Source organism: Micromonospora sp. NBC_01405 (genome assembly GCF_045040155.1).
Classification (GTDB): Bacteria; Actinomycetota; Actinomycetes; order Mycobacteriales; family Micromonosporaceae; genus Micromonospora.
Map to the genome: position 1 here is coordinate 815279 of NZ_CP109532.1, position 16811 is coordinate 832089.

The 16811-nt window shown below is 74.7% G+C and carries 15 protein-coding genes and 3 tRNA genes; 9 read left to right on the forward strand and 9 right to left on the reverse strand.

The annotated features are described in order from the left end of the window. Nucleotides 1–54 precede the first annotated feature (54 nt). From OG559_RS02790 to OG559_RS02800, 3 genes are all read right to left on the reverse strand, one after another. A tRNA-Val gene (locus tag OG559_RS02790) sits at nucleotides 55–129 on the reverse strand. Between the two features lie 14 nt (nucleotides 130–143). Further along, nucleotides 144–214: transfer RNA gene (locus tag OG559_RS02795), tRNA-Cys, on the reverse strand. A gap of 37 nt (nucleotides 215–251) precedes the next feature. Further along, nucleotides 252–324, reverse strand: a tRNA-Gly gene (locus OG559_RS02800). Between the two features lie 424 nt (nucleotides 325–748). Between OG559_RS02800 and OG559_RS02805 the strand changes: the two genes are divergently transcribed. Beyond that, the gene (locus tag OG559_RS02805; RefSeq protein ID WP_405112017.1) at nucleotides 749–1420 is read left to right on the forward strand and encodes a TetR/AcrR family transcriptional regulator; all 672 of its coding nucleotides are present in this window, start codon (nucleotides 749–751) and stop codon (nucleotides 1418–1420) included. Between the two features lie 194 nt (nucleotides 1421–1614). On the opposite strand, the gene OG559_RS02810 is transcribed toward OG559_RS02805, so the two are convergent. Next, a complete protein-coding gene (locus tag OG559_RS02810; protein WP_405112020.1) occupies nucleotides 1615–2853 on the reverse strand; it encodes an alkane 1-monooxygenase in 1239 nt (412 codons plus the stop codon). A gap of 156 nt (nucleotides 2854–3009) precedes the next feature. Here OG559_RS02810 and OG559_RS02815 point away from each other — a divergent pair, with 156 nt between their 5' ends. From OG559_RS02815 to OG559_RS02830, 4 genes are all read left to right on the forward strand, one after another. Then, nucleotides 3010–3678, forward strand: coding sequence for a class I SAM-dependent methyltransferase (locus tag OG559_RS02815; protein ID WP_405112023.1), 669 nt, complete (start codon nucleotides 3010–3012; stop codon nucleotides 3676–3678). A 9-nt stretch (nucleotides 3679–3687) separates the two neighbouring features. Then, a complete protein-coding gene (locus OG559_RS02820) occupies nucleotides 3688–4851 on the forward strand; it encodes a cytochrome P450 (RefSeq protein ID WP_405112026.1) in 1164 nt (387 codons plus the stop codon). 84 nt (nucleotides 4852–4935) lie between these two features. After that, nucleotides 4936–5898, forward strand: a complete 963-nt coding sequence (locus OG559_RS02825; RefSeq protein ID WP_405112029.1) for an ABC transporter ATP-binding protein — start codon at nucleotides 4936–4938, stop codon at nucleotides 5896–5898. Next, nucleotides 5895–6695 carry an ABC transporter permease gene (locus tag OG559_RS02830; RefSeq protein WP_405112031.1) on the forward strand — a complete coding sequence of 267 codons (801 nt, stop codon included), beginning with the start codon at nucleotides 5895–5897 and terminating at the stop codon, nucleotides 6693–6695. Before OG559_RS02825 ends, OG559_RS02830 begins: the two co-directional genes overlap by 4 nt. Before the next feature lie 31 nt (nucleotides 6696–6726). Here OG559_RS02830 and OG559_RS02835 read toward each other — a convergent pair whose 3' ends face one another. The 4 genes from OG559_RS02835 to OG559_RS02850 all read right to left on the reverse strand — a co-directional run bounded on the left by OG559_RS02835 (nucleotide 6727) and on the right by OG559_RS02850 (nucleotide 11050). Further along, the gene (locus OG559_RS02835; protein ID WP_405112034.1) at nucleotides 6727–7416 is read right to left on the reverse strand and encodes a response regulator; all 690 of its coding nucleotides are present in this window, start codon (nucleotides 7414–7416) and stop codon (nucleotides 6727–6729) included. Further along, nucleotides 7413–9065: a sensor histidine kinase gene (locus tag OG559_RS02840; RefSeq protein ID WP_405112037.1), complete on the reverse strand. Its 1653-nt coding sequence runs from the start codon at nucleotides 9063–9065 to the stop codon at nucleotides 7413–7415. The genes OG559_RS02835 and OG559_RS02840 overlap by 4 nt, the downstream gene beginning before the upstream one ends. A gap of 102 nt (nucleotides 9066–9167) precedes the next feature. Beyond that, nucleotides 9168–9872 carry a dethiobiotin synthase gene (gene bioD / locus OG559_RS02845; protein WP_405116330.1) on the reverse strand — a complete coding sequence of 235 codons (705 nt, stop codon included), beginning with the start codon at nucleotides 9870–9872 and terminating at the stop codon, nucleotides 9168–9170. Between the two features lie 41 nt (nucleotides 9873–9913). Further along, the gene (locus tag OG559_RS02850) at nucleotides 9914–11050 is read right to left on the reverse strand and encodes an 8-amino-7-oxononanoate synthase (RefSeq protein WP_405112040.1); all 1137 of its coding nucleotides are present in this window, start codon (nucleotides 11048–11050) and stop codon (nucleotides 9914–9916) included. Between the two features lie 226 nt (nucleotides 11051–11276). Between OG559_RS02850 and bioB the strand changes: the two genes are divergently transcribed. Genes bioB through OG559_RS02870 form a run of 4 tightly spaced genes read left to right on the forward strand, consistent with a single transcriptional unit; the run spans nucleotide 11277 to nucleotide 13755 of the window. Beyond that, nucleotides 11277–12272 carry a biotin synthase BioB gene (gene bioB, locus OG559_RS02855; RefSeq protein ID WP_405112043.1) on the forward strand — a complete coding sequence of 332 codons (996 nt, stop codon included), beginning with the start codon at nucleotides 11277–11279 and terminating at the stop codon, nucleotides 12270–12272. Nucleotides 12273–12283: 11 nt separating this feature from the next. Next, nucleotides 12284–12475, forward strand: a complete 192-nt coding sequence (locus tag OG559_RS02860) for a hypothetical protein (RefSeq protein WP_350885700.1) — start codon at nucleotides 12284–12286, stop codon at nucleotides 12473–12475. Between the two features lie 5 nt (nucleotides 12476–12480). Continuing rightward, nucleotides 12481–12993, forward strand: a complete 513-nt coding sequence (locus OG559_RS02865; RefSeq protein WP_405112046.1) for a GNAT family N-acetyltransferase — start codon at nucleotides 12481–12483, stop codon at nucleotides 12991–12993. 39 nt (nucleotides 12994–13032) lie between these two features. Continuing rightward, on the forward strand, nucleotides 13033–13755 hold the full coding sequence (locus OG559_RS02870) for a hypothetical protein (RefSeq protein WP_405112049.1): 723 nt from the start codon (nucleotides 13033–13035) through the stop codon (nucleotides 13753–13755). Between the two features lie 66 nt (nucleotides 13756–13821). Here OG559_RS02870 and OG559_RS02875 read toward each other — a convergent pair whose 3' ends face one another. Then, entirely contained in the window at nucleotides 13822–16746 is a 2925-nt protein-coding gene (locus tag OG559_RS02875; RefSeq protein ID WP_405112051.1) for a glycoside hydrolase family 9 protein, read from the reverse strand. Nucleotides 16747–16811: the final 65 nt, after the last annotated feature.

The window sequence follows — 16811 nt, forward strand, 5'->3', positions numbered from 1 at the left end:
GCAATCGACCCGTTACCGGAACTCCGGTAACGGGTCGCACAGCCTGCCAACTACTGGTGGGCGATACTGGGTTTGAACCAGTGACCTCTTCCGTGTCAAGGAAGCGCGCTCCCACTGCGCCAATCGCCCTCGTCAACTTGCCGAGGTGGAGACGGGATTTGAACCCGTGTACACGGCTTTGCAGGCCGTTGCCTCGCCTCTCGGCCACTCCACCACCGAGGTTGCCTCCGACATGCATGGCGGCAGCTCCGAGCGGACGACGGGATTCGAACCCGCGACCCTCACCTTGGCAAGGTGATGCGCTACCAGCTGCGCTACGTCCGCTTGTCTCCGGCGTTAACCGGTGACGGATGAGAACTTTAGCCGAGTCCGGGAACGGTTGCCAACTCGGGGCCCGCCCCGGCGCGCCCCCAGCCCCAACCCAACCCCGACAGAGCCACCCCCCGCTCCAACGAGCCACCCCCACACCCCACCCCCGGGGCAGGAGCACGCAAATTCAGGGAATTAGTGGCCTCGGCGAGCTGCGAGGCCACTAATTCCCTGAATTTGCGCTCGCCCGTCGGTCTCAAGGGGCAGTGCGCGGGCGGTGTGGCGGTGAGCCTGGTGCGTGAGCTTCCTAGGAACCTGGGTGGGAGCACTTGGGGCATGCCTGGCAAGAGGGAAAAACTGTCCGTCTTCCGACTCTGTTGGTGTGAATCAGCCGCAGCGGTAACTGTTTGTGCACGAACGGATAGGTTACGGTAGCGGCGTGACGAGACGTGCCGCCGAGATCCGCCTGGATGCCCTGTTGCGCACGGCCTGTGACGTGATCACGGAACGAGGGCTGGCCAACACCCGCACGGCCGACGTGGCGCAGGCCGCCGGGGTCAGCCAGGCACTGGTTTTCTACCACTTCGCCACCAAGGAGCGGCTCCTCGCCCAGGCCTTCGCGTACGCGGTGGAACAGGACCTCGCCCGGCTCGACGCCGTGGTCCGGTCGTCCGGCTCCCCCCTGGTCAAGCTCCGCAGGATGCTCAAGCTCTACACCCCGACCGGCCGGTCGACCTCCTGGCCGATGTGGATCGACGGTTGGTCGGAGTCCCTGCGTACCCCGGAGCTGGAAAAGCTCTCCCGCCGGCTGGACCTGCGCTGGCGGGAGGATCTCGCGGCGGTGATCAGCGACGGGGTGCGCGAGGGCATCTTCGAGTGCGCCGACCCGGCCGGCGCGGCCTGGCGGATCAACGCGGTGATGGACGGCCTCGCCGTTCAGTTCGCGGTCCACGAACGGGTGATCTCCCGCCGCCAGTTCGCCGAGTGGATCCGGCTGGTGACCGCCCGCGAGCTGGGGCTGGACCCGGCCCAGCTCGACTGGTCCGCCCCGGCACAGGAGCGTTCCCGCCGGGCCGAGCAGCCCCAACCACAGCCCGACGGCGTGGGCTGACCGCACACCACCGCCCGACGGCCGTGGGCTGACCGCACGCCACCGCCCGACGGCCATGGACTGGCGGCACGCCACAGCCCGACGGCCATGGACTGGCGGCACACCGCAGCCCGACGCGGCCGTGGACTGACTGCCGACAAAGCTCCCCGACCGACCGACCGGCGCAAGCTCGCCCGGACGGTGTGACGCGGCGGTCAGCGGGGGGTCGGCGCGGGTGCGGCGGTGTCAGGAGCGCCGGGGGTGCCGGGTGCCGCCAGGCCCAGGCGTTTCCGCAGCCGGGCCCGGGCCGGCGGGTGGACGTTGGCCAGGTCCAGTTCGCCGCCGTAGTGGGCGAGCACCCGGCGGTCCATCACCCGCCGCCACACGGCCGGCATCAGGGCGGCGACAACCATGGTGGCGTACCCGGCGGGAAGCTGCGGCGAGGAGCTGAAGCTGCGCAGCGTCTGGTAGCGGCGCAGCGGGTTGGCGTGGTGGTCGCTGTGCCGCTGGAGCTGGAAGAGGAAGACGTTGGTGACCGTCCGGTCGCTGTTCCAGCTGTGCCGGGGGTCGACCTTCTCGTACCGGCCGGCCCGGGTGTGCTGCCGGGCCAGGCCGTAGTGCTCCAGGTAGTTGACCACCTCCAGCAGGGAGAACCCGAGGACGCCCTGAAGCAGCAGGAAGGGCAGCACGCCCGACCCGAACGCGGCGACCAGGACGGCGAACAGGACGACGGTCATCGCCCAGGCGTTGAGAATGTCGTTGCGGTACGTCCACGGGCTGCGGCCCCGGATGCGGAACCGGACCGTCTCCAGCCGCCAGGCCGACCGCAGGCCGCCCCAGACGGTACGCGGCCAGAACGCGTAGAAGCTCTCCCCGAGCCGGGAGCTGGCCGGGTCCGGCGGGGTGGCGACCCGGACGTGGTGGCCCCGGTTGTGCTCGACGTAGAAGTGCCCGTACCCGGTCGGGGCGAGGGCCACCCTGGACAGCCAGCGCTCCAGCCGCTCCCGCTTGTGACCCAACTCGTGGGCGGTGTTGATGGCGATGCCGTCGACCACGCCAAGGGTGGCGACCAGCCCGGCCGCGCCGAGCGGGTGCAGGTCGCCCGAGGCCCAGAGCGCGCAGCCGAGAACCAGGCCGCCGTACTGGACGGGAAGGTAGAGGTAGGTGAGCCAACGGTAGTAGCCGTCCCGCGCCAGGTCCGGCACCGCCTCCTCCGGCGGGTTGCGCCGGTCGTCGCCGATCAGCAGGTCGAGCACGGGGATCACGCCGAAGACCGCCACCGGGGTGAGCCACCAGGCCCACGATCCCGCCCCGCCTCGCCAGGTCAGCCAGGCCAGGAAGGGCAGCGCCGGCACCACCAGCGCGAGCGGCCAGAGCGGCCTGCGCGGGTCGCGCCAGGCGCCGGAGGGGGCCGGCGCTGCGGACGGGACTGTCGATTCGGCACGCGCGGCCATCGCCGACCTCCGATCTCCCGGGTACGCCCTGACTGTGGCACGGGTCGCCATGTTTTACAAGATTGGAGCTTTTGTAAAATCGATGGCTGTAGCTATATCGGTCCGATCGTGGCCCCACGTCGACGGGCGGCCGGGCCGGCCGGGGAGAATCGGCGCGTGTCCGAACTCTCCACAGCCTTCGTGAAGCTGCACGCGCGGCTCGCCCCGGTGACCTTCGTCCCCGAGGTCCGCCTGCACCAGGCCGACGAGCCGATCGGGCTGTGGGAGCTCACCGAGGGCGAGTTCCGCAGCTCCCAGCCGCCTCCGTTCTGGGCGTTCGCCTGGGCCGGCGGGCAGGGACTCGCCCGGTACGTCACCGACCACCCCGAGCTGGTCGCCGGCCGCCGGGTGCTCGACCTCGCGTCCGGCTCCGGCCTGGTCGCCATCGCCGCCGCCCGCGCCGGCGCGGCGGCCGTGCGCGCCGTCGAGGTCGACGAGCGCGCAGTGGCCGCGGTCGCCCTCAACGCCAAGGCCAACGGGGTACGCGTCGACGCCGAGCTGGGCGACATCCTCGACGGCGACGCCGCCGACGCCGAGGTGGTGCTCGCCGGAGACGTCTTCTACAGCGAGGCGATGGCCCGGCGGGTGCTGCGCTTCCTGCTCCGGGCCGCCCGGGCCGGCGCCCTGGTGCTGGTCGGCGACCCGGGCCGGGCGTTCCTGCCCCGGGAGCGGTTCCGCGAGCTGGCCGTCTACGACGTGCCGGTGCCGGAGGCGCTGGAGAGCGTACGGGTGAAGCGCACCACCGTGTGGGAGCTGGACCCGGCGCCGCCGGGAGCCGCCCGCTAGGTTGACGCCGTGCTGTTCCGGGGGTGGGGGGACGCCGTCGGCGGGCGGTGGCCGGACGTGGCGACGGTCGTCGACCACGTCGGCGTCGTACACCTGGTGGTGACCCGGCACGCGCTGGTCCGGCAGGTGCTCGCCGACCCGGTGACCTTCCGGCCCGACAACGCCCTGGACGCGGTCACCCCGCTGCCGGTGGCCGCCCTGCGGGTGCTCGCCGAGCACCGGTTCAGACTGCCGCCGACCCTGGCGAACAACGGCGGGGCGAGCCACCCGGAGATCCGCGGCATCGTCGCCGACGCGCTGCACCCGACCCGGGTCGCCGCGCAGCGGCCCTGGCTGACCGGGCTGGTCCGCGAACGGGTGGCCCGGCTGCGCGCGGCGCTCGACGCGGGCGTACCGGTCGACCTGTACGCCGACCTCGCCGCGGACCTGCCGCTGTTGGTGCTGGCCCGGCTGGTCGAGCTGCCGGACGCCCCGGTCGGCGCGGTGAAGGAGTTCGCCCGCGCGGCGCTGGAGCTGTTCTGGGCCCCGCTCGACGAGGCGCGACAGCGGGCGCTCGCCGCCGAGGTGGGCCGCTTCCACACCGTGCTGCGGGGGTTCGCCGCGACCGGTGGCGGCCTCGCCGCCCGGCTACGGGCCGCCGGGCACTCGCCCGACGTGGTCGTCGGGGCGCTGTTCTTCCTGCTGGTCGCCGGCCAGGAGACCACCTCGCAGTTCCTCACCCTGCTGCTGCACCGACTGACCGGCGAGCCGACGGTGCGCGCCGGGCTGCGCGACGGCAGCGTCGCGGTCGCCGACGTGGTCGAGGAGGGGCTGCGGCTGGAGCCGCCCATCGTCACCTGGCGGCGGGTGGCGGCCGTGGACGCCACGCTGGGCGGGACGACGGTGCCGGCGGGGACCGGCGTGGTGCTCTGGCTGGCCCGCGCCGGCCGGGACCCGGACGTGGTGCCAGCCCCGGACGAGTTCCGCCCGGGGCAGCGCGGCTCCCGCCGGCACCTGGCGTTCGGGGCGGGGGCGCACCGCTGCGTCGGCGCCCAGTTGGCCAGGCTGGAGGCCGCCGTGGTGGTCGCCGAGGCCGCGCCGCTGCTCGACGGGGTGCGCGTCGTCCGCCCGCCCTGGTACCCGGACAACCTGACCTTCCGGATGCCGGACGCCTTCGTGGTCGCCCGCCCCTGACCCGGGCGGACCTGACGAAGGTGGGGGTGGGTCGTCGCCGATCGACAGCAGCGGGCGGGCCACCCGGATCCCTACCGTCGATCCATGATCACACTACGTGGCCTGACGAAGCGGTTCGGCCCCACGACCGCCGTCGACGACCTGACCGTCGACATCGCACCCGGCCGGGTCACCGGGTTCCTCGGCCCGAACGGCGCGGGCAAGTCCACCACCATGCGGATGATCCTCGGCCTGGACCGGCCCACCGCCGGCCGCGCCCTGATCGACGGCCGGCCGTACCGGGAGCTGCGGCACCCGCTGCACACCGTCGGCGCGCTGCTGGACGCCGGGGCGATCCACCCGGCCCGGCCCGGGCATGCCCACCTGCTGGCCACCGCGCGCAGCAACGGCATCGGCCGCCGCCGGGTCGACGAGGTGCTGGCCCTGGTCGGCCTGGACGACCGGGCCGCCGCGAAGCCCGGCCGGACCCTCTCCCTCGGCATGGGCCAGCGGCTCGGCATCGCCGGGGCGCTGCTCGGCGACCCGCCGGTCCTGCTGTTCGACGAGCCGGTCAACGGCCTCGACCCGGACGGGGTGCGCTGGATCCGGCAGCTCACCCGCTCGCTCGCCGCGCAGGGCCGCACGGTGCTGGTCTCCAGCCACCTGATGAGCGAGATGCAGCAGACCGCCGACCACCTCGTGGTGATCGGCCGGGGCCGGCTCATCGCCGACGCGCCCACCGCCGAGGTGATCGCGGGCGGCTCCGCCGCCGCCTCGGTGCGGGTACGCGGCCCGCAGCCGGCCGGCCTGACGGCGCTGGCCCGGCGGCTGACCGGCGACGGAGGCGTCGTCGAGGCCGACGGACCGCACGGGCTGACCGTCACCGGACTGACCGTTGACCGGGTCGGCGACCTCGCGTACGAGCTGGGGGTGGCCCTGCACGAGCTGACCCCGGTTGCCGCGTCGCTGGAGCAGGCGTTCATGGCGCTCACCGACGGCAGCGTCGAGTACGCCGCCGCCCCGGCCGGCTCCCCCACCACCACCCACCACCGGATCGAGGCCCGATGAACGCGCAGCCCGCCACCCGTACCGCACCGACTGTCGGCCCGTTCGCCGGGGCGGTCGCCGCCGAGTGGACCAAGCTGTGGTCGGTGCGATCCACCTGGTGGACGCTGCTGTCGGCGGTGCTGCTGACCGCCGCCGCCGCCGGCCAGCTCGCCATCTACGCCGCCAACGCCAACACCAACGACGACCCGGCCGACGACCGGGGAATGATCACCCTCGGCAGCATCGTCATCGAGTCCCTGGAACTCACCCAGTACGCCGTGCTGGCCATCGGCCTGCTCGCGGTCACCGCCGAGTTCGGCACCGGCACGCTGCGGACCACCCTGCGCTGCACGCCGTCGCGCGGCCGCGTACTGCTGGCGAAGGCCGCGGTGAGCGGGGCGGTGACCTTCGGGTCGGGGCTGCTGCTCGGCGGGGTCGGCGCGCTGGTCGCCGGCGCGGTGCTCGGCGAGTGGGGCGACGCCCCGCTCGGCGGCACGGTCCGCGACGTGCTGGCGTCGGCGGCCTACCTGGCGCTGGTCGGGGTGCTGGCGCTCGGCCTCGGCGCGGTGCTGCGCAGCGCGGTGCTGACGGTGATCGTCCTGATCGCGGTGCTGATGATCGTGCCGCTGTCGCTCCAGGAGCCGAGCATCGCCGTGCTGACCCGGATCGCCGACGGCTTCCCGGGCGTCGCCGGGGGCCACTTCCTCGCCGGGGACGCCGACCCGTACCCGCCGGTGGTGGGGTTGCTGCTGCTCGCCGGCTGGGCCGCCGCCGCGCTGGCCGCCGGCCGGGCCGCCCTGCGCCACCGCGACGCCTGAGGATCACGCCCCGCCCCGGCGTCCCTGAGGATCACGTCTCGACGAGGCCTGCCTCGTGGGCGAGGATCGCCGCCTGCACCCGGTTGCGCACCTCCAGGCGGGTGAAGATGCTGGTCAGATAGCTCTTCACGGTGCCCTCGACGAGGTGCAGGCGGCGGGCGATCTCGGCGTTGGACAGGCCCGCGCCGACCAGGGCGAGCACCTCCCGCTCCCGGTCGGTCAGCCCGGCGGTGCGGTCCCGGGCCGCCGGGCGGCGGGCCATCCGGGCCCCGTTCAGTTCGATCACCCGACGGGCGATCCGCGGCGACAGGTACGCCCCGCCGCCGGCCACCGCCCGCACCCCGGCGATCAGCTCCCGCGGGTCGCCGGCCTTGAGCAGAAAGCCGCTCGCGCCGTGCCCGAGCGCCCGGGCCACGTGGTCGTCCTCCCCGAACGTGGTGAGCATGACCGTGGCCGTGCCCGGCGCCAGCCGGCGGATCTCGGCGGCGGCGGCCAGCCCGTCCAGGCGGGGCATCCTGATGTCCAGCAGCGCCACGTCCGGCCGGTGGGCCCGGACCAGCTCGACGGCCGCCGCGCCGTCACCGGCCTCGCCGACCACCTCGATGCCGGGGTCCGCGCCGAGGATCGCCCGGACCCCGGCCCGGATCATCGCCTCGTCGTCGGCGAGCACCACCCGCACCGGCCGGGCTTCCCCCGGCACGTCGTCCCATCGGTCCGTCATCGGTCGATCCGCTCCTTGCCCACGAGTCGCCCGTCCGAGAAGCAGAGCCGCCAGGTGGCCTGCGCGAGCGGGAAGTTGCCGTCGGTGTAGTACTCACAGCCGGGGCGCGCCCCGGCCGGCGGCTCCGCCTGGCGGCGCGGCAGGCCGGTCAGCTCCTGTCGGGCGGCGCCCAGCGGCAGCCGGTCGAAAGCCACGGCGTCGAGGACCGCGCCCGCCGTGGCGAACGGGTAGTAGACCAGGGTCAGCACCAGCCCGAGGACCATCGGGGCGCCGAGCGCCGCGACCAGACTGCGCCGGACCCGGCGACGGGCCTCGCGCAGCCGCCGCTCCGCCTCCGCCGACCGGCCCTCCGCCGGCCGACCCTCGACCGGGTGCGCCGGTGGGGGATCGAGCGGCGGGGTGGGCGCGAGTGGGAGGCGGGCCAGCACGGTGAAGCCGCCCGCCGCCTCCGGGCCTGCGGTCAGCGTGCCGCCGGCCAGGCGTACCCGCTCCCGGAGGGCGAGCAGGCCCGAGCCGCTGGACGGCGGGCCGGGCAGCGGGCCGGCCGGCGGCGGGGCGTTGGCCACGCCGACCTCGACCCGGCCGCCGAGGCGGGCCAGGGTGACGGTGACCGGTGCGCCGGGGGCGTACCGGGCGGCGTTGGTCAGCGCCTCCCGGACCACCCGGTGCGCCGCGTGCCCGGCCATCGCGGGCAGGTCGAGGGGATCGCCGTCCAGCCGCGCCGCCATCCCCGCCTCCCGGGCCCGGTCGACCAGCTCCGCGACGCTCTCCCCGGCCGGCAGGGTGGACGCCGGGCCACCGTTCTCCTCCCGGAGCACCCCGATGATCTCGTGCAGCCGCTCGGTGGCCCCGGCGACGCTGGCACGCAGCTCCCCGGCCGCCGTCCGGTGCCGGGCCGGTAGGTCGTCGGCGAGTTCGAGGGCGGCGGCGCGCAGCGCGATCAGGCTCAGCTCGTGGCCGAGGGAGTCGTGCATCTCCTGGGCGATCCGGGCCCGCTCCCGCAGCCGGATCCGCTCGGCCGCGCCGCGCCGCTCCCTGGCCACCGCCTCGGCGTGCCGGTCCCCCGCCACCACCAGCTCCCGCTGCTGCCGCCGGTACCGCCCGACCAGCCACGGGAACACCCCGGCGAAGAGCAGCACCGAGGCGAGCAGGAACCAGGTGGCGGCGCCGGTGCCGAGCAGTCCCACGTTCAGGATGGTGCCCCCGGCGGCGATCACCCCGAACACCGCCGCGGCGGGGGCCGTCCCAGGGCTGCGCCGTCCGGCCAGGTAGCTGAACACCGGGATGGCGAAGACGAAGTTGCCGTCGAGCAGGGAGCCGAGCACGACCAGCACCAGCGCGGTCAGCGGCCGGCGGTGGCCCAGCCGGACGGCGACGGCGAGCAGCAGCAGGGCGCCCAGCCCGAGCAGGACGCTGTGCCTGCCGTACGGCGGCGTGAGCCAGGGGAAGCCGATCGGCGCCGCGACCACCGCCCAGAGCAGCCCGTCCCGCAGGAACCCGCGCCTCGGGAGCCCGCCGCGTGACAGCCCGCCGCGTGACAGTCCGTCCCGTAGCGAGCGGAACCGTGCCGGCCCGCCCGGTGAGCGTCGGGACCGTGCCGGCCGGCCCCGGACGCCGCCACGCCACCGCTCCCACTGCTCCCACCGCATGGCGGCCAGGCTACCGACGGTGGTCGGGCCCGGGCACCGACGAAAGTCAGGTGACCGCCCGACGGCCCGTGACCGCCCGACGGACGCCGGCCGGGCCGGTGGTCAGCCGCTGTCCTCGGCCCAGGTGCGCCAGTCGTCGAGCACCCCGTACAGCGCCGGGGTGAGCCAGCCCGGGGCGGACCGGCGGAACACCCCCGGGTCCATCGCCCCGGCTCCCGCAGGAAGCGCGCCGAACAGGTTGGGCACCAGGTCGGTCAGGTTCGCCCAGTGCACCAGCTCCGGCGTCGCCGGCCAGGCGCCGATCACCACTCCGGCCGGCACCGCGCGCCGCTGGAGCGCCTCGAGGGTCAGCGCGGTGTGGTTGAGGGTGCCCAGCCCGGCGCGGGCAACCACCACGGCGGGGGCGTCGAGCGCCACCGCCAGGTCGGCCACCGTCCAGGGCTCCCCCGAGGGACGCAGCCCCATCGGTACGAGCAGCCCGCCGGCCCCCTCGATCAGCACCAGGTCGTGCTTGTCGGCCTCCTCACGGACGGCGTCGACGACGTCGTACAGCTCCAGCGGCTCCAGCCGCGCCACCCGGGCGGCGGCGAGCGGGGCGAGCGGGTCGGGGTAGCTGGCCAGGGTCCGGCCGGTGAGCGGGGCGGCCAGCCGGGTCACCGAGTCGACGTCGCCCGGGTCGCCGGTGGCCGTACCCGTCTGACCGGGCTTGACCACGGCGACCCGCAGGCCGGCGGCCTGCGCGGCGGCCGTCACCGCCGCGGTCACCACCGTCTTGCCGACCTCGGTGTCGGTGCCGGTGACCAGCACCGGCCCGGTCCACGCCCCGCTCACGACGTCACCTCCACCGGTCACGGGGCGTACTCCACGATCACGTCGAGGGCCCGCTCGAAGTCCGCCCGGGGCACCCCGGCGCTGATCGTCAGCCGCAGCCGGGACCGGCTGTCCGGGGTGGACGGCGGGCGGAAGCAGCCGACGGCCACCCCCCGGTCGGCGCAGGTTGCGGCCCAGGCGGTCGCCGCCTCCGGGCCCGGGGCGGTCACCGACACCACGGCGGCGTCCGGCGCGGAGACGGTCAGCCCGGCGGCGCGCAGCCGGCGTACGGTCTCCGCGGCCCGCTCGGCCAGCTCGGCGCGCAGGTCGTCGCCGGCGCGGGCCAGGTCCAGCGCGGCGCGGACCCCGGCGGCCACGGCCGGCGGCAGGGCGGTGTCGAAGATGAAGGTCCGGCCGGTCTCCACCAGGTGCCGGACGAACTCGGCCGGCCCGGCGACCACGCCCCCCGCGCCGCCCAGCGCCTTGGACAGGGTCGCGGTGACCACCACGTCCGGCTCGCCGGCCAGCCCGGCGGCGGCCACCCCGCCCGCGCCGGCCGGGCCCGTGACGCCGAGCGCGTGCGCCTCGTCGACCAGCAGCAGGGCGCCGTGCCTGCGGGCCACGGCATGCAGCTCCGCCAGCGGGGCGAGGTCGCCGTCGACGGAGAAGACCGACTCGGTGACCACCACGGCCGGGCGGCCGGGGGCGGCGGCCAGCGCGGCGGCCACCGCCGCCGGGTCGGCGTGCGGGGTGACCACGGTCTCCGCGCCGGAGATCCGGCAGCCGTCGATCAGCGAGGCGTGGTTGTGGGCGTCCGAGACGAGCAGGGTACGCGGCTGCGCCAGCGCCCGGACCGCACCGAGGTTGGCCAGGTAACCGGAGGAGAAGACCAGGCTGCCGTCGGTGCCGAGCCAGTCCGCGAGGGCGGCCTCCAGCCCGTGGTGGACCTCGGTGGACCCGCGTACCAGCCGGGAGCCGGTCGCGCCCAGCCCGTACGCCGCGAGAGCCCGCCCGGCCGCGGCGGTGACCTCTGGGTGGGTGGTCAGGCCGAGGTAGTCGTTGCCGGCGAGGTCGACCACGGTGTCGCCGGCGGCCCGGGGGCGCAGCCGGCGGGTCAGTCCCGCCTTCGCCCGCAGCTCGGCACGGCGGTGCAGCACCGCCAGCCAGTCCGCCACGCCACACTCCCCACGTCCGCCGATCCCGGCCGTCCGCCACGGCCGCTTACGCCGGGCGAAGCTACCATCCGTGGCCCGCGGCCCGGCGTGGCGCGGCCCCGGCACGCGGGGACCGCCAGTGGTCCCGAGCGGGGGGACGCACGGGAACGGGCAGGGGGTGGTCGGGGGCCAGCTGGGCGTGGTCGGGCGCTTCTCCGGGTCGGGGTGGCCTTGTAGGGTACGAGCCATGCCAGAGATCCTCGACCAGGCCCGGAAGCAGGTGCTGGAGAACGGCGTCGGCCTCGACGAGGCCGGTGTCCTCGCCGTGCTGAACCTGCCCGACGAGCACCTGCCCGCCGCCCTCCAGCTCGCGCACGAGGTACGGATGCGCTGGTGCGGGCCGGAGGTCGAGGTCGAGGGCATCGTCTCGCTGAAGACCGGCGGCTGCCCGGAGGACTGCCACTTCTGCTCGCAGTCCGGGCTGTTCACCTCGCCGGTCCGCTCGGTCCTGCTGGACATCCCCTCCCTGGTGAAGGCGGCGAAGCAGACCGCGGCGACCGGGGCGACCGAGTTCTGCATCGTGGCCGCCGTTCGTGGTCCCGACGCCCGGCTGATGAAGCAGCTGCGCGAGGGTGTCGCCGCGATCAGGGCGGAGGTCGACATCCAGGTCGCCGCGTCGCTCGGCATGCTGAGCCAGGAGCAGGTCGACGAGCTGGTCGACATGGGCGTGCACCGCTACAACCACAACCTGGAGACCTGCCGCTCCTACTTCCCGAACGTCGTCACCACCCACTCCTGGGAGGAGCGGTGGGAGACGCTGAGGATGGTCCGCGAGTCCGGCATGGAGGTCTGCTGCGGCGGTATCCTCGGCCTCGGCGAGACGGTGGAGCAGCGCGCCGAGTTCGCCGCGCAGCTCGCCGCGCTGGACCCGCACGAGGTCCCGCTGAACTTCCTCAACCCGCGCCCGGGCACCCCGCTGGGCGACCGTCCGGTGGTCGAGGGCAAGGACGCGCTGCGCGCCATCGCCGCGTTCCGGCTGGCCATGCCGCGCACCATCCTGCGGTACGCGGGCGGCCGGGAGCTCACTCTCGGCGACCTGGGCACCCGGGAAGGCCTGCTCGGCGGCATCAACGCGGTCATCGTCGGCAACTACCTGACCACGCTGGGCCGGCCGGCGACCGACGACCTGGCGCTGCTGGACGACCTGAAGATGCCGGTCAAGGCCCTCTCCGCGACGCTGTGACGCCGACGCCGATGACCACGACGCGGGTGTGGTGCGACCGGTGCGGGGAGCCGGCGGACGCCGGGGGTCACCCGGCGTGCCGGGCGGCGCGCGAGCTGGAGCCGCCCCGGTTCTGCGCGCACTGCCGACGGCGAATGAAGGTGCAGGTGCTGCCGGTGGGTTGGGCGGCGGTCTGCGTCGAGCACGGCGAGCTGCGGGGCTGAGCGCGGTGCCGACGCTGAGAGGCAGTGCGGTCACGCTTCGACCGGCGACGGACGCCGACGTGCCGGTCCTCGCGGCGATCCGGTCCACGCCCGAGGTGCGGCGCTGGTGGCGCGGCGGCGACGACCTGACCGGGGCCGTGCGCGCCGACCTGGCCGACGACGTGCTGACCGTGTACGCGATCGAGCACGACGGCCGGGTCGTCGGCGCCATCCAGTGGTACGCGGAGAGCGACCCCGACTACCGGCACGCCAGCCTCGACCTCTTCCTCGACCCGGAGGTACGCGGCAGCGGGCTGGGCGGGGACGCCGTCCGCACCCTGGCCCGGCACCTGATCGACGACCATGGCCACCACCGGCTCACCATCGACCCGGCGGCGGCCAACACCCCCGCGATCCGCGCGTACGCGAAGGTGGGGTTCCGCCCGGTCGGGGTGCTGCGCCGCTACGAGCGCGGCGAGGACGGCCGCTGGCACGACGGCCTGCTGATGGACCTCCTCGCCGGCGACCTGGCCGACTGATCCGGCGCTTCCCCGTTTGGCTCGTCCGGTCCCCGCGCGGTGCTGGCCGGGGCCACCGCGGCGGCCGAGGCCGGTGTCCGGGGGCTGCGACGGGAGCCGCTGCACGTCCTGGTGCCGGCGACCCGTCGGGCCGGCCGGACGGTGCTGCGGCGGCTGCCGGTCGACATGGCGGCGGTAGTGGTGCACCGCACGTCGGTGCTGCCACGGGCGCATCTCCAGCTCGCCCGGCCACCCCGGACGACGACGGCCCGCGCCCTGGTCGACGCCGCCGGCTGGGCGCGCACCGTCGACGAGGCCCAGGCGGTGCTGGCCGCCGGCTGTCAGCAGCGGCGGGTGTCGCCGGAGGAGATTCGGGCGGTGGTCGACGCGCTCCCCCGGGCCCACCGGCGTCACCTCGTCCGCCGGACCGTCGACGACATCGCCGGGGGCGCGGAGGCCCTGTCGGAGATCGACTTCCTGCGGCTGTGCCGGCGGCACGGCCTGCCCCGACCGGATCTCCAGCACCGGCGCACCGACGCGGGTGGGCGAACCCGCTGGCTGGACGCGTACTGGCGCGAGTGGGGGGTGCACGTGGAGATCGACGGCGCGCATCACATGGACGTACGCGAGTGGGCCGCCGACATGCGGCGACAGAACGACGTGTGGACGGCGGGCGACCGGATCCTGCGCTTCCCCGCCTGGCTCGTCCGCGCCCGCCCTGACGAGGTCGCGGCCATCCTCCGCCGCGCCCTGCTGGCGGCGGGCTGGCGCCCCGCTACATGAATCTTGGACGGTTACCGTCCCGTGGGAACGGTAACCGTCCAAGGTCTCACCAGGGCGGGAGCGGCGTCAGGCGATCGTGCAGGGGGAGCCGTTGAGGGTGAACGTCGTGGGCTTCGGGTTGGTGCCGGGGTGGGTGCCGTTGAAGCCGAAGCTGGTGGACGCCCCCGGCGCGAGCGCCCCGTTGTAGGAGAGGTTCGAGGCGGTCACGGCGGTGCCGGTCTGGGTGACGTTCGCCGACCACGCCTGGCCCGCCTGCTGCCCGGCAGTGGGGAAGGCGAACGCCAGGCTCCAGCCGGTGAGCACCGTCGTGCCGGTGTTGGTGATCGTGATGTTGGCGGTGAACCCGGTGCTCCAGTCGCTGGTCGCGTACCCGACTTTGCAGGACCCGGTGGGCGTGGTCGGGGTGGGCGTCCCGGTGGTGGTCACCGTGACGGTGGGCGACGGGATCGACGGGTTGCCGGCGGCGTCCAGCGCGACGACGTAGAACGCGTACGCGGTGGCGGGGGTCAGCCCGGTGACCGGGTGGCTGGTGCCGGTGACCGTGGCGATCGCGGTGTCCACCGGCCACGTCTTGCGGTAGACCCGGTAGCCGGTGACGCCGACGTCGTCCGTGGACGGGCCCCAGGTGAGGGTGAGCCCGGTCGGGCCGACGGCCGACGCGGTCGGGGTGCCGGGCGAGGTCGGCGGGGTGGTGTCGGGGCCACCCCCGGCGGGGGTGACCACCGCGACCGTCGGCGAGGTCGTCGAGGTGTTGCCGGCGCCGTCGCGGGCGCGTACCCAGAACCGGTAGTTCCGGGCCGGGGCGAGCGACGAGACGGTCAGGCTGTTGGTGGTGCTGCGGTGCAGGACCAGCGCGTCGCTGCCGACCGTCTCCTGGGTGATCTCGTAGCCGGCCAGGCCGCTGCCCCCGGTGTCGGTGGAAGCGGGCCAGGTCAGCGTGACCGAGGTGGGGGTGAGCGCGGACGCGACCGGGGCGCCGGGCGCGCTGGGCGGGGTGGTGTCCGTGGGCGTCGAGGTCGGCTCCTCGCCCCAGACCCGGGCGGTCCCGGCGTACAGCGGCACCTTGCGGTTCGGCCCGGCGGTCACCTGGTACGACGGGTCGTTGGTCGGGTCCCAGGTGCCGCCCTCCGGCACGCCGACCTTGAACTGGACCTCCATCCGGTGTTGCGACTGGCCGGCCGGGGCGATGGTGTGTCCGGTGCAGTCCACCTCGACGTACCAGATGTCGCCGCTGTACTGCTTGGCCGTGGCCGGCGACGGGCAGCCCTGGGTGTAGCCGGGGGTGACCTGCACCGGGCCGGTGCCGTCGGGGCGGAAGTAGTAGCGGAACCTGCCGTTGGTCAGCGCCCGCGCCGGGAACGCCGACTTGTTGTAGATGATCGCCTTCAGCCCGGTGGCGCGGGGCTCGGCCTGCATCACCGTGGTCTCCACGGTCAGCTCGTCGAGGTCGGGCGTCTCGGTGCCCGGGAAGCCGGCGAGCGGGCTGCCGCCGTACTCGGAGGAGAGCCGGGCGAGCGCGGAGGTGAAGCCGGCGTTGTAGTCGGTGGCGACCTCGTTCATCACGTAGTCGGACCGGCTGTCGGTGTACGCGTCGTTCGCCGCCGACGGGCCGCCGACCAGCGCGCCGTGGAGCACGTGCCGGGTCTCGGTGGGCACGGTCTGGCTGTCCCACCAGGAGCCGTGGGCGGTGCGGTGGTGCGGGTTGCGCGGCGGGTTGGCCCCGAACCCGATCACGTAGCTGGAGCTGCGCGGGTTGTCGCCGAGCGCGTAGTTGATCTGCCGGACGGCGAAGTCGTGGTAGCGCGCCCTGCGGGTGGCGTCGGTGGTCCTGTCGCTGTAGACCAGCGCGGCGAACGAGGTGTTCGCGGCGTACCGCAGCGCGCCCCAGGAGTCGAGCACCGCCATCCCGCCGGGCGAGTAGTTGACCTTGGACCCGTTCACCCCGACGGTCCACCAGTCCAGCCAGCGGTTGGCGTCGTCGACGTACTTCTGCTTGCCGGTCAGGTTGGCCAACAGCACGTACGCCCCGAACTGCTTGTTGTCCCAGGCGATCGTCCACTTGTAGGACCGGGTGGTGGTCTGGTTCTCGGTGCCGAGCTTGTCGTACTCGCTCTCGGCCTTGGCGAGGTAGCCGGCCTCGCCGGTGGCCCGGTGCAGCCAGATCGCGCCCCAGACCAGCTCGTCCTGGTACCCGCTCCACGAGCGGTAGAAGCTGGTCGCGTCGGTGATGCACTCGTGGTAGTTCCTGCGCACCGTGTCGGCGAACGTGTAGAGCTGCCTCGCGTGCCCGAGCAGCTTGTCGGCGTAGGCGGCGTCGGTGGGCCGGAACACCATCGACGACGCGGCCATCGCGGCCGCCGTCTCCCCCGCCAGGTCCGCGCCGCCGCAGCTCGCATCGATCTTGTACGCGGGCCGCGCCATCGGCATGACCTCGGCCGGACCCCACCACTTGTGGTCGTCGTCGCCCTTGCCGACCTGCCCGTAGAGGACGTTCGGTGCGGGGTGCGCCTTGACGAAGTAGTCGTTGACGAAGCGCAGGTTGTTCAGCAGCTGGGTGAGCTGCCCGGACGCGGTGTACCCGGCGCGGTACTCGACCGCGCCCCAGGCCAGCATGGTGGCGCTGAACGCCATCGGGAAGCCGAACTTCACGTGGTCGCCGGCGTCGTACCAGCCGCCGGTGAGGTCCACGCCGACGTCGGAGCCGTCGGTGAGCGCGGAGTCGCCGCGCCAGGAGACCCGGTTCCAGGCCGGTTTCCTCCCGGACTGCTGGGCCTCGTAGAAGAACAGCGACTTCTGCAACGCCTCGGCGTAGTTGAGGGCGGGCGCGGCGGCGACGGGGGCGGCCTGCGGCGCGGCGACGCCCACGGCGAGGCCGCCGGCCAGGGCGACGCCGGCGGCGAGCAGGCGCCGCAGCCAGGGTCGACTGCGGCGGGCCGGCCGCGGCGGGCCGGCGGGCGACGGCGGCCGGGCGGGCCGGATCGGGTGACGCATGTGCGGGCTCCTGACGGACGGCGCCCCGGCGGCGCCGACCGGACGCGGGACGGGCGTCGGGCTCG